The organism is Pseudomonas syringae pv. cilantro, from assembly GCF_001293775.1.
Taxonomy (GTDB): Bacteria; Pseudomonadota; Gammaproteobacteria; order Pseudomonadales; family Pseudomonadaceae; genus Aquipseudomonas; species Aquipseudomonas syringae_P.
Map to the genome: position 1 here is coordinate 1 of NZ_LGLN01000085.1, position 286 is coordinate 286.

The window sequence follows — 286 nt, forward strand, 5'->3', positions numbered from 1 at the left end:
AGCAAGCGCGCGAAATGTATGCGCCGTTTGGCGAAATCCCCCAAGACATCCTGGAGGGCGTCCGACGTTCCAAGTTTGCTCCAGCTCTGGCCACAGCATCAAACAGCCCAGCGGACGTAGACGACCGTGAAGACAGTTTCGACGAGGCAATGACACTGGGCCAGCCTGACCACGAACAGCCTGGTTCAGAGTCCGAAGAGTGATCGGCGTGAAACAGCAGGCGGCTAACGGGAAAAAACTGCAACAGGGTGCCTTTCAGCCTCTGCAACAGGATGCTTTCAGCACC

At 57.3% G+C, this 286-nt stretch carries 1 pseudogene; it reads left to right on the forward strand.

The annotated features are described in order from the left end of the window. Nucleotides 1–203: pseudogene (locus ABJ99_RS29395) on the forward strand (TIGR03761 family integrating conjugative element protein); the annotation flags it as partial. Nucleotides 204–286: the final 83 nt, after the last annotated feature.